Source organism: Arsenicicoccus bolidensis DSM 15745, from assembly GCF_000426385.1.
GTDB classification, from domain to species: Bacteria; Actinomycetota; Actinomycetes; order Actinomycetales; family Dermatophilaceae; genus Arsenicicoccus; species Arsenicicoccus bolidensis.
The window spans coordinates 58,559-69,666 of sequence record NZ_AUFG01000020.1 but is presented as its reverse complement, the minus strand read 5'-3'; the positions used below and the strand labels follow the sequence as shown (position 1 = coordinate 69,666).

Below are 11,108 nucleotides of genomic sequence, written 5' to 3'. Positions count from 1 at the left end.
TCTGCGTCACCGCCCACTCGACGGCCCGGGTGCTCAGCAGCGCGCGCGGCCCCGCAACGGCGTCGTTCTGCTCACTGAAAGTGCCTGCCCCGCAGGCTGGTTCGGGGCAGAGGTACCGGCGCTTGACCCACACCAGCCGCACCGGCCGACCGAACGAGGGGACGTCGACCAGGGTCACGTCGTGACGGTCGTGGGCGTGCGCGACCACCCCGCACCCCGGGCCCCCCGCCACATCCGGCAGCGACTCGACCCGCACCACCAACCGACCCTGAGCCTGCCCGTCGACGACGTCGAGCACCCGCATCCCGGGCAGGCCCAACCACGTATCGCACGACGAGCACGAACCAACACCAGAGCACAGCGAAGTAGAGTCAGGCACAGTCGAGGTCCTTCGGCGATCGGACGAGGTAAGAGTCCTCCGATCCTGCCAGGGACCTCGACCCCTACCCCAACCCCCACCGGGCCGCCATGCTCAACCCACACTCAGGTCGGAAGAGCCCTGAAAGCAGTGTTCGACGAAGTGCCCGCACGTCGCCGTAGGACGCTTCTGCAAGCGGCGCAACGGGTTGCCGAGCATGGCTGGTTGAAGCAGCGGCCTGTTCAGGTCCCGACACGTGACGTGGAGTTGGACCAGTTGAACAAGCTCCGAGACGATGCCCCGATTTCGACTCGGAACGCGGACGCGCAACAGCAGCGCGACACGTCGGCCCAAGTGCCATCACTTCTGAAGGTCACTCGGGAGAAGACGTGGCTGAAAGTGGATTCCATCGCGGCATACCGCTAGGTGGCCGCGCGCCCGGCGCGGGCAAGACCATGCTGGCCGAGCGGTTGCCGGGTCTGCTCCCTCCTCTGCCGGACGACCAGGCTCTCGAGGTCACCTCCATCGCCTCGGTCATGAGCAGCGAGGCGGCGCCCCTGGGTCTGCTGCGGCGACCCCCGTACGTCGCCATGCACCACGGCGTGACGATGGCGGCCATGGTGGGTGGCGGGTCCGGCCGTCCGTCGCCCGGTGCGGTCACGGCTCCGCACCGTGGTGTGCTCTTCCTCGACGAGGGCGCGAAATGACAACCACACACCACTGGCGTGGGCGTCCGTGCGGTGCCACGTGAGGCAACGACCGCTAAACCGTTTCAGATTGGACACCTCAGTGGCGCGAACTTGCATACATTGGACGCAGTGAAACGCACACTTGCTTCTCACCCCGCGCTCGCCTCGATCAAACTCAGGCTCCAGCGCGCTCGCGCCAGCACCTCGTCATAGGTCAATATCTCCGGGTAAGAGAGGTGACGGCGAAACAGCTCGAACGACCGCACCTTGTCGGAATGTAATCGGTCGTCCCGCATCAAGGACGACAACCGCCCGATGATCACGTACGAACGAGGGGCGCCTGCGTAGACCTGCTCACCCGTGTCATAGCCGTCTTCGTCGCGAGCGGAGAGCCAACTTCCGAGGTCGTCCCGTGCCCGGTCGGCAGTAATGTGGGCCTGCGCAACGCCGCCCGATACTTCGCGGGAGGGGGCCCAGCATCCCGACCTGTAGGGGTCCTTCTCGAGCAGTGGATCGTCGTGCAGCTTGATCTCAGCCAGGACGAGCGATCGGACAGCACCGCTTGTTGTTAGCATCGCGTCAACGCGCTTTCCGACGTCGGCAACGGTCGCTCCGCCAACCACCCGCTCCAGCTTGGTTTCATCCCACGACGTGAAGAGATGACCCGACAAACCCACGCCGAGGATCCACGGGTTCTCCTCGAAGAAGCGCTGCCAGACGGCCTCCTTGCCGCCCCCTTCTCGAGCGCGCCCGAACTCGTCGGGGTCGTCTAGAAGGATTTCGAACCGCTTGACAGCTTCCTTTCGGGCGGCAATGGCAATGACGTCCGTGGCGGTCACGTCGGACTTGATTATCTCCGCAAAGCCCTCTGGGTCGCGGTCATAGGCGGCGGTCAGGGCCTTCGGATCGGCCATGACAGCGGCGAGAAGGTCGTCATCGAGTTTCAAGGTATCCTCACCCGTAGGATCGATGCCCTTGAGGGCATAGCACAACTTGATCAGCCGCCCCGCAGCCTCTGCGTCGAGACTCAAGAGGGTTTCGAGTTTCGCGTCGTCGTTGGCCCGCCCAGTGACTTTCTCGAAGCGCAGTTCGGCGACACGGCCGCGGTCGCGGATGACCCTCGCCTTAACCTGAACACGACCCTTCGGGCTCTGGTGGAGAGTCACTTCTTCCTCTTCTCCGCGCCCGTTGGGGGCGCAGTCCGCGTCTTCGCTGATTATCTGCCATATGGTCCTAGTCGGCGCGCCAATGTCGCTCCGCGATCCGAACTGCAGCGGGAACGACTTACCGATGGTCGTCCGGCCGAGAGTCCGTAGCGCTGCGAAGTCGGCCTCGGTCTTCGGGCTGGGCAACACCAGCCTGCCCCAATCGACCACCGAGCCTCCTTTGCCGGAAGGTGCTTGACGTTGTCCAGTTTGCCCGCCACGGCCGATGGATCTGGGAGGTCTGAGGGTGTGTCCCAAGCGCAGGCCTGATCCCACGATCGCGGCGTTGCCAGGTCGGCGCATGATTGCTCTGCCGCTCTTGGGACACGCGGGCCAGCCTCCACGGCAATGCTATCCGCTCGCGTCCTTTCGCGACCATGGCCCGGCATCTGTCCCGGGCTGAAGTACGCACTATCGATGCGCGACACCGGATCCACACCAAACAACACCAGGAGTACCTGCTCATAACCCTTCCATTCCTGCGGAGCCAACTCTGAAAGCAGCGACGGGACGAGACACGACCCGCGGCATGAGCGCGCGCAAATATCCTGGGGTGCTCAGCGAGGCCTCACCTCGACTGCGCGCGGACACCAACACCCCGGTTGCCCTCCACCACCGACATCCTCCCGCAGGACAGACTTGCCTCATGGGCACGATGATCTCCCTGAGCCTCAATGAGGTCAGCATCGACTACGGCAAGAACCACTACTGGACCGGCCACGCATGGCTGTTCCCACCAGGCAGCGAGAAGGTCGTGCCCTACACGTATGCCGCCTCATGGGACTCGAGCGACCGCAACACCACCGTCACCGAGGAGCATCTCGCTCTGTCGGCGCCGCTGGACCAGGTGCGCCGCCGGATGGACTTGCTCGGGCACACGTTGGAAGAGACTCGCGATGCTTATGATGATCTGCTGAGGCGCTGGAACCGAACTTATGCTCTGCGTCTACCGTTCGACCGGTACCTGGACGTGGTCGCCAGCATCGACTTCGCGAACATCACTAGGGCTGATCAGGAGTCTTTTAGCTACGACATTCACGAGTTGCTCGTGGCTCGGTTCGCGGTGAGCGACCCTCAGAACGAAGATGAGGACGGCTATTGGGACCGCCTCATCAAGGACGAAAACAACGGCGAGAACCGGCTAGGAGGGCTCGAGGACTTCATCCGTGAACGCGTGCCTCTGGCGATCATGCTGCGCTGCATGGCCGAGCGCGCGAGCAACCTGCCTCTCCCACTCTCGTGGGAGTACCACGACCTTGTCGATAACGGCTGGGAAGACAAAGCCACCCTGATGGAGATCGACCGCACCCGCGAGACCCTAAACTTGGTCCGGCTGTACGGACGACTACAGGAGCACTCAGGGAAGCCCTCGATAAGGAGCTTCGATAACTGGCTGGCCAGACGCGGATGCCCGCAGACGACGAACTACCAGAAGGTAGCGTCGACGGCGACAAAGAACGAGGTTCTGACGCTACCCAGCGCGGTCCGGAACATGATTCACCACCCCGAGAACCGTCTCCAAACCTACACCAACACTGACCTCCAGCAAGCGATGGAAGAACTGATCGCCATCTCCCTCGCAGAAGGCCTCGCATGAGCGAGACACGAGTCACCTCGGACGCGGCATGAGAGGATGTCTTCCTCCCGCTGGATCGACGTGTCTTTGAACGCCTTCCGTCGCTCGCGTCCCGCGAAGAGCTGAGAGGTGACGTAAGGCGTTCAAAGTGCCCTAGTACCCCATTCGCGACCGCCTATCGCCATTACCGGGCGCATACGAACCCACGTGGCTGGGCGAAACTTGCCGCGTCGGGACGTTCGTAGCTCCGTTAGGATGGACCCGTCCGTAGGGGTGTGCTTTCTATCTGGCGACGAGGCCCCCGAGTTCGCCTCCCACGTCCTCAACTCCCTGCGCCAGCCGCTCGAGTCGGGGACGGTGACGATCGGTCGGACCGATCGGATGCTGACCTTCCCCGCCCGCTTCCAGCTGGTCCTCGCCGCCAACCCGTGCCCGTGCGGCCGGGCCGTGGGCAAGGGCCTCGGCTGCACCTGCACCGTCAACCAGCGTCGTGGCTACCTCGGTCGGCTGGCGGGCCCGTTGCTCGACCGCATCGACCTGCAGCTGTCGGTGCCGGCGGTCTCCCGGCTCGAGCTCGTCGAGGCCGACCCGGAGCCCACGGCGGTGGTGGCCGCACGCGTGGCGCAGGCGCGCGCCGTCGCGGCGGAACGCTATGCGGGCGAACGCTGGTCGCTCAACGGCGAGGTGCCCCCCGGCCGGTTGCGCCGTGGCCCGCTGCGCCCGTCCCGCCGAGCCACGCAGCTGCTCGACCGCACGCTGGACCGGGGCGGGGTCACACTGCGCGGATACGACCGGGTGACCCGGGTGGCGTGGACGCTGGCGGATCTGGCGGGGCACGCGAGCCCGACGAAGGACGACATCGACCAGGCGCTGACGCTGCGCGGTGCTGCGGAGGTCGCGGCATGAGGCCCGACGAGCTGCCCCGCGACGAGCGATCGGCTCGCGCCCTGTGGAGCCGCATCGCGGAGCCCGCGGACGCGCGCGTGGCGGGGCTGCTCCAGCTGCACGATCCCGTGGCGGCCCTGCACCTGCTGCCCGGCGACGGCATCGCGCGGCACGACGCCCTGCGTGACCGACTCGCGGCGGCAGAGCCGGGCCGCGACCTGGCGCTGGCCCAGCGCTGCGGCGCACGCCTGCTCGTCCCGGCGGACGAGGAGTGGCCTCCCGGTCTGGAGGATCTCGACCCCGCCAAGCGCCCCTACTGCCTGTGGGTGCGTGGACCCGCCCGGCTGGCCGAGGCGATGGAGCGCAGCGTCTCGGTCGTGGGCTCCCGAGCGGCGACGGAGTACGGCCAGCGGGTGGCCGCCGACCTCGGCGCCGGTCTGGCGCAGCGCGGGTTCGCCGTCGTGTCGGGAGCGGCGTTCGGGATCGACGCGGCGGCTCACCGGGGTGCGCTGGCCGAGGACGGGGAGACCGTGGCCGTGCTCGCCGGGGGCGTCGAACGCCCTTATCCCGCGGCGCACGAGCGCCTCATCGCCCGCATCGCCGAGACGGGAGCCGTGGTGAGCGAGGTGGCCCCCGGTTGCGCCCCCACGCGCTCCCGGTTCCTGCTGCGCAACCGTCTCATCGCCGCCCTGAGCCAGGGGACGGTGATCGTCGAGGCCGGCTACCGCAGCGGGGCGCTGAGCACCATGCGGGCCGCAGCCGAGCTCGTCCGGCCGGTCGCGGTGGTGCCTGGACCCGTGACCAGCATGACCAGTGCCGGGTGCCACCAGGCGGTGCGCGACGGCGTGGCCGAGCTCGTGACGGACGCGGCCGAGGTGGCCGAGCTCTGCGGTCGCATGGGGACCGACCTGGCCCCAGAGCGTCGTGCACAGGTCCAGGAGCTCGACCTCCTGGGCGACGCGGACGCCAAGGTCCGGTCTGCCCTCCCGGTCCGCAACCTGGCCAGGTTGGAGTCGATCGCCCTGGCCGCCTCGCTGACGGTGCCCGAGACGCGGGCCGCCCTGGGCCGGCTCGTGACGCTGGGGCTGGCCGAGTCGCGTGACGGCGGCTACCGCCTCGGCCCCGAGGCGCGCCGGCGCCCGGCGCGTCCGTCCGGCGGTCCTTGCTCCTGACCTCGGCGTTTGGGACCGTGACCGGGTGGCCGAGGACTTGATCGAGCAGTTCGCGCAGCACCTGCGGGTGGAGCGCGGACGGTCCGAGCACACGGTCCGGGCCTATGTCGGCGACCTTCGCGCGCTGCGTTCGTACGCGAGCGAGCAGGGCGCCGAGGACCTGACCGACCTCGAGCTGACGGACCTGCGCTCCTGGCTGGCCAGGCAGGGCACCCAGGGTGCGGCCCGCGCGACCGTGGCCCGCAGGTCCGCGGCGGTGCGCTCGTTCTATGCCTGGGCCACCCGACGCGGTCACCTGCCCCGCGACCCGGCGGCCAGGCTCGCGTCTCCGCGGCGCTCCCGGACGCTGCCGGGAGTCCTCGACCACGCTCAGGCGGACGCGCTCCTCCGGGCCGCGGCCGACGGGACCCACCGGACGAGCGGAGGACGGCCCACGAGCGCCGGACGGGCCACGAGCGCCGCCGACGACGAGGCTCGGGGCGAGGTCGATCCGCTGACGTTGCGGGACGCCGCCATGGTGGAGCTGCTCTATGCCAGCGGCATCCGCGTGAGCGAGCTGGTCGGTCTGGACCTCGACGACGTCGACGCATCCACCAGGACGCTGCGGGTGCTTGGCAAGGGCGACAAGGAGCGGACGGTGCCCTACGGCGTGCCGGCGCAGCGGGCCCTCGACACCTGGCTGACGCGCGGACGACCGCAGCTCGTCACGCCGGCGAGCGGACCGGCCCTGCTGCTCGGTCGACGCGGCAGGCGGGTCGACCCCCGCCAGGTGCGCGAGGTCGTCCACCGCCTGCTGGCGCAGGTGCCCGACGCGCCGGACCTCGGACCGCACGGCCTGCGGCACAGCGCCGCGACGCACCTGCTCGACGGGGGCGCGGACCTGCGCGTGGTGCAGGAGCTGCTCGGGCACTCGAGCCTGGCAACGACGCAGATCTACACGCACGTGTCGGTGGACCGCCTGCGCACGGCCTACCGCCAGGCACACCCGCGCGCCTGACGCAGGTCGCCTGGCCTGTCGTGCGGGACTGATGGCTCTCGTGGACGCGGTCAGCGCAGCGGAAGCAGGACGAGCGGGGGACGGTCGATCAGCGAGAGCGGGTCGACATAGACCTGGCCGCGACGGGCTCCCCAGTGCAGGCAGGATGACGAGCAGTGGCCGGGCCCGTCGGCCACCACCGCGATCACCTGCCCCTGCGTGACCTGGTCGCCGACGGACACGCGCGCCACGACGGGTTCGTAGGTGCTGCGCAGGCCGCCCTCATGGTCGACGGACAGGACAGGCCTGCCGGCCACCATGCCGGCGAAGGCGACCACCCCGTCGGCCGGAGCGACGATCGCGGCGCCGGGTCCAGCTGCCAGGTCCACCCCGCGATGACCCCGGGCCCACGGTTGCGGGGGAGCGGTGAACCGCGTGACCACGCGCAGCGGCCGCACGGGTGCGGTCCACCGTCCCGGCGCGCGCGGCGCCGCAGACCGGGGGAGGGCCTGACCCCGTGACGGTGCGGGTGGCGGTGCCGCCGAGGGCGTCGACGTCCTCGCGGCGAGGTGCGCCGTTGGTGCGACGGGCGCGGGTCTGGAGCGCGCGGCGGCCGGCGCCGAGACGTGGGCACGTCCGGTGGTGCGGTTGTCGGGGACGGGAGCGGCAACGAGGGTCGCGGCGGCCACCGAGGCGGTGGACAGCGCCACCAGGGCGGTCGGGAGGGGGCGGGCGATCGGCATACGGCCGAGGCTGGGGTGCGGGTCAGGCGCGGGGCAAGGACCGGCCGTGCACCTGTGGACGAGCACGCGGATCCTCGCGCCGCCGCGCGTGGCTGTGGACGACGGGGAGGCCGGAGCCCCCGACCGGTCAGGGACGGTCGACGGGGGCTCGCCTGGTCAGGCGCCGAGCGGCCTCGCGGAGCACGTCCTCCTGCTTGCAGAACGCGAAGCGCACGAGGGACCGAGCGGCCTCGGTGTCGTCGTGGAACGCGGCGACGGGCACACCGGCGACGCCCAGCTCCTCGGGCATCCGGCGGCAGAACGCCATGGCGTCGGTTCCCCCGAGCGGAGCGACGTCCGCCACGGCGAAGTAGGCGCCGGCCGGGACGCTCACGTCCAGCCCGGCCGAGCGCAGCCCGTCGACGAGCAGGTCGCGCCGGATCTGCAGGGTGGACGCCAGCTCGGCATACCGCTCGGTGGGCAGGGCCAGGGCGGTCGCCACACCGACCTGGAACGGTCCGGAGTGGGCGAAGGTCGTGAACTGCTTGAGCTGCCGCACGGCGGCGACGGCGTGCGCGGGGCCGGTGAGCCAGCCGACCTTCCACCCGGTGGCGGAGAAGGTCTTGCCGGCCGACGAGATCGTGACGGTGCGATCGCGCATCCCCGGGAGGGTGGCCATGGGCACGTGCTCGATCCCGTCGAAGGTCAGGTGCTCGTAGACCTCGTCGCACACGACCCACGCGTCGTGCTCCCGGGCGAGCTCGGCCACGAGCTCCAGGTCGGCCCGCGAGAGGACTCGCCCGGTGGGGTTGTGGGGGCTGTTGAGCAGGACAACGCTGGTACGCTCGGAGAACGCGGCCCGCAGGGAGGCCTCGTCGACGGCGAAGTCGGGGAAGCGCAGGACGCTCGTGCGACGGACCCCGCCCGCCAGCGCGATCGTGGCGGCATAGCTGTCGTAGTAGGGCTCCAGCACGACCACCTCGTCGCCGGGACGCACGAGGGCCAGGATGGTCGACGCGATGGCCTCGGTGGCACCGACCGTGACCTGCACCTCGCAGCCCGGGTCGACCGTCAGCCCGTAGAAGCGGGACTGGTGCTCGGCGATCGCCTCGCGAAGCACCGGCATGCCGGGACCCGGGGGGTACTGGTTGACGCCGTCGTGGATCGCGCGGCAGGCGGCCTCGAGCATCTCGGGCGGACCGTCCGAGTCCGGGAAGCCCTGCCCGAGGTTGACCGCGTCGTGCTGCTGGGCGAGCGCGGTCATCTCGGCGAAGACGGTGGTGCCGAACGGCGTCAGCGCGGGGTGGCCGGGGGTGCGAGGCATGGGGCGACGGTAGCCGACCCCCCGTGACGCCGTGACGCCGTGCCGCCGGCTGGTGCCCCGGCGGGGCGTGCCGGGTGGGGATTAGGTCGCGGTGAACCCCTCCACGTAGGATGGCAGGACGGGTGACGTGTGCCTGGCCTCGGCCGGGAGCACTGATCCCGAATTCGCGCGCCTTCTCGCCGGACGAGTCGATCTCGATGCAGTCCGGGGCGCACCACGGCAGTCCGACCCCCTGGTCGGCGGGGTGCGTACGCAGGCGCCAGGCACGGCCGTGGCACCCCGCCGCGCGACCGTGGGTAACTGACAACGACAGAGAGAAGGACCTCGGCATGGCCGTCGTCACCATGCGCCAGCTCCTCGAGAGCGGCGTCCACTTCGGGCACCAGACCCGTCGCTGGAACCCCAAGATGAAGCGCTTCATCCTCACCGAGCGCAACGGCATCTACATCATCGACCTGCAGCAGTCGCTGACCTACATCAACGACGCCTTCGAGTTCGTCAAGGCCACCGTCGCCCACGGCGGCAGCGTGCTCTTCGTCGGCACCAAGAAGCAGGCGCAGGAGCCCGTCGCCGAGCAGGCGACCCGCGTGGGCATGCCCTACGTCAACCACCGCTGGCTCGGTGGCATGCTCACCAACTTCAACACCGTCTCCAAGCGCCTCTCGCGCCTCAAGGAGCTCGAGGAGATCGACTTCGACGACGTGGCCGGGTCCGGTCGCACCAAGAAGGAGCTCCTCGTCCTCAAGCGCGAGAAGGACAAGCTCGAGAAGACCCTCGGCGGCATCCGCAACATGGCCAAGGTCCCCTCGGCCGTGTGGATCGTCGACACCAAGAAGGAGCACCTCGCGGTGGACGAGGCCCGCAAGCTGGGTCTGCCCGTCATCGCGATCCTCGACACCAACTGCGACCCCGACGAGGTCGACTACAAGATCCCGGGCAACGACGACGCCATCCGCTCGGTCACCCTGCTGACCCGCGTGATCGCCGACGCCGTGGCCGAGGGCCTCGTGTCCCGCTCGTCCGGTCGCTCCACCGAGGGCGCCACCGAGGCCGAGCCGCTGGCCGAGTGGGAGCGCGAGCTCTACGCCGAGGCCGCCAAGTCCGACGCTCCTGCCGAGGCGACCGAGCAGGCCGAGACCCCCGCCGCCGAGGGCACCCAGCCCGCCGACGTCACCGAGCAGGTCGCCTCCGCGCCGGAGGGCGTCGAGCAGGCTGCCCCTGCCGTCGAGGCGACCGAGCCGGCCACGCCCGCCGCCGAGCAGGCCTGAGCCTCCTCAGCGATCGCGTCAACCACCACTTCGAACCCGCGTAGAAAGTAGCTACGACACATGGCTAACTACACCGCAGCCGACATCAAGGCGCTCCGCGAGAAGACCGGCGCCGGCATGCTCGACGTCAAGAAGGCACTCGACGAGGCCGACGGCGACCAGGCCAAGGCCACCGAGATCCTGCGCGTCAAGGGTCTCAAGGGCGTCACCAAGCGCGAGGGCCGCTCCACCTCCAACGGTCTGGTCCGCGCCAAGGTCGACGGTGGCGTCGGCACCCTGGTCGAGGTCCTGTGCGAGACCGACTTCGTCGCCAAGGGGGACAAGTTCGGTCAGCTGGCCGACACCGTGCTCCAGGCCGCGGTCGACTCCCAGGCCGGCGACGCCGAGACGCTCCTCGCCCACGAGGTCGACGGCAAGTCCGTCAAGGAGCTGCTCGACGAGGCCAACGCCACCATCGGCGAGAAGATCGAGGTCAAGCGCGTGGCCCGCCTCGAGGGCGACAAGGTCACGTCCTACCTGCACAAGACCAGCCCCGACCTGCCCGCGCAGATCGGTGTCCTGATCGCCACCGAGGGCGGCGACGAGCAGGTCGCGCACGACGTCGCGCTGCACATCGCGGCGTTCGCGCCGAGCGTCCTCACCCGTGACGACATCGACGAGCAGACGGTCGCCAACGAGCGTCGCATCGCCGAGGACACGGCCAAGGAGGAGGGCAAGCCCGAGGCTGCGCTCCCCCGGATCGTCGAGGGTCGCGTCAACGGCTTCTTCAAGGAGCAGGTCCTGCTCGAGCAGCCGTTCGCGAAGGACGCCAAGAAGACCGTCGGCAAGGTCCTGGAGGAGGGCGGCGCCAAGGCCACCGCCTTCGCCCGCTTCCGCGTCGGCAGCTGATCCCCGCGCCCCTGGGCGCACCGCACCGGGCCCGGTCCACCTCAC

At 69.7% G+C, this 11,108-nt stretch carries 11 protein-coding genes; 7 read left to right on the top strand and 4 right to left on the bottom strand.

Going from position 1 to position 11,108, the window contains the following annotated elements; translation table 11 throughout:
• Positions 1-298 (bottom strand): transposase family protein (locus K313_RS20985; protein WP_420804909.1); only part of this gene is annotated, 298 nt, incomplete at its 3' end.
• Positions 299-747: 449 nt separating this feature from the next.
• On the opposite strand from K313_RS20985, the gene K313_RS0111960 reads away from it, so the two are divergent.
• Positions 748-1,065: an ATP-binding protein gene (locus K313_RS0111960; RefSeq protein ID WP_338021330.1), complete on the top strand. Its 318-nt coding sequence runs from the start codon at positions 748-750 to the stop codon at positions 1,063-1,065.
• Between the two features lie 131 nt (positions 1,066-1,196).
• Here K313_RS0111960 and K313_RS0111955 read toward each other — a convergent pair whose 3' ends face one another.
• A complete protein-coding gene (locus tag K313_RS0111955; RefSeq protein WP_029211817.1) occupies positions 1,197-2,423 on the bottom strand; it encodes a Shedu immune nuclease family protein in 1,227 nt (408 codons plus the stop codon).
• Between the two features lie 475 nt (positions 2,424-2,898).
• Between K313_RS0111955 and K313_RS0111950 the strand changes: the two genes are divergently transcribed.
• The 4 genes from K313_RS0111950 (at position 2,899) to K313_RS0111935 (ending at position 6,882) form a co-directional block, all read left to right on the top strand.
• The gene (locus K313_RS0111950) at positions 2,899-3,849 is read left to right on the top strand and encodes a HEPN/Toprim-associated domain-containing protein (protein ID WP_019284507.1); all 951 of its coding nucleotides are present in this window, start codon (positions 2,899-2,901) and stop codon (positions 3,847-3,849) included.
• Positions 3,850-4,083: 234 nt separating this feature from the next.
• The gene (locus tag K313_RS0111945; RefSeq protein WP_029211816.1) at positions 4,084-4,734 is read left to right on the top strand and encodes an ATP-binding protein; all 651 of its coding nucleotides are present in this window, start codon (positions 4,084-4,086) and stop codon (positions 4,732-4,734) included.
• Positions 4,731-5,885 (top strand): DNA-processing protein DprA, encoded by a 1,155-nt coding sequence (gene dprA, locus K313_RS0111940; RefSeq protein WP_029211815.1) that lies wholly within the window; start codon positions 4,731-4,733, stop codon positions 5,883-5,885. The genes K313_RS0111945 and dprA overlap by 4 nt, the downstream gene beginning before the upstream one ends.
• 25 nt (positions 5,886-5,910) lie before the next feature.
• A complete protein-coding gene (locus tag K313_RS0111935) occupies positions 5,911-6,882 on the top strand; it encodes a tyrosine recombinase XerC (protein ID WP_029211814.1) in 972 nt (323 codons plus the stop codon).
• A gap of 50 nt (positions 6,883-6,932) precedes the next feature.
• On the opposite strand, the gene K313_RS0111930 is transcribed toward K313_RS0111935, so the two are convergent.
• Together K313_RS0111930 and K313_RS0111925 are read right to left on the bottom strand one after the other, a co-directional pair.
• A complete protein-coding gene (locus K313_RS0111930; protein ID WP_084412778.1) occupies positions 6,933-7,604 on the bottom strand; it encodes a murein hydrolase activator EnvC family protein in 672 nt (223 codons plus the stop codon).
• Positions 7,605-7,731: 127 nt separating this feature from the next.
• The gene (locus K313_RS0111925) at positions 7,732-8,907 is read right to left on the bottom strand and encodes a pyridoxal phosphate-dependent aminotransferase (protein ID WP_019284512.1); all 1,176 of its coding nucleotides are present in this window, start codon (positions 8,905-8,907) and stop codon (positions 7,732-7,734) included.
• 329 nt (positions 8,908-9,236) lie between these two features.
• Between K313_RS0111925 and rpsB the strand changes: the two genes are divergently transcribed.
• The gene (gene rpsB / locus K313_RS0111920) at positions 9,237-10,175 is read left to right on the top strand and encodes a 30S ribosomal protein S2 (RefSeq protein WP_029211813.1); all 939 of its coding nucleotides are present in this window, start codon (positions 9,237-9,239) and stop codon (positions 10,173-10,175) included.
• Positions 10,176-10,235: 60 nt separating this feature from the next.
• Positions 10,236-11,063, top strand: coding sequence for a translation elongation factor Ts (tsf, locus tag K313_RS0111915; protein WP_019284514.1), 828 nt, complete (start codon positions 10,236-10,238; stop codon positions 11,061-11,063).
• Positions 11,064-11,108 lie beyond the last annotated feature (45 nt).

Bases quoted from the DNA above. Each gene is read 5' to 3' on its own strand.
- K313_RS0111950 (WP_019284507.1), top strand. From the start codon at position 2,899: ATGGGCACGATGATCTCCCTGAGCCTCAATGAGGTCAGCATCGACTAC.
- K313_RS0111945 (WP_029211816.1), top strand. From the start codon at position 4,084: ATGGACCCGTCCGTAGGGGTGTGCTTTCTATCTGGCGACGAGGCCCCC.
- dprA (WP_029211815.1), top strand. From the start codon at position 4,731: ATGAGGCCCGACGAGCTGCCCCGCGACGAGCGATCGGCTCGCGCCCTG.
- K313_RS0111930 (WP_084412778.1), bottom strand. From the start codon at position 7,604: ATGCCGATCGCCCGCCCCCTCCCGACCGCCCTGGTGGCGCTGTCCACC.
- K313_RS0111925 (WP_019284512.1), bottom strand. From the start codon at position 8,907: ATGCCTCGCACCCCCGGCCACCCCGCGCTGACGCCGTTCGGCACCACC.
- rpsB (WP_029211813.1), top strand. From the start codon at position 9,237: ATGGCCGTCGTCACCATGCGCCAGCTCCTCGAGAGCGGCGTCCACTTC.
- tsf (WP_019284514.1), top strand. From the start codon at position 10,236: ATGGCTAACTACACCGCAGCCGACATCAAGGCGCTCCGCGAGAAGACC.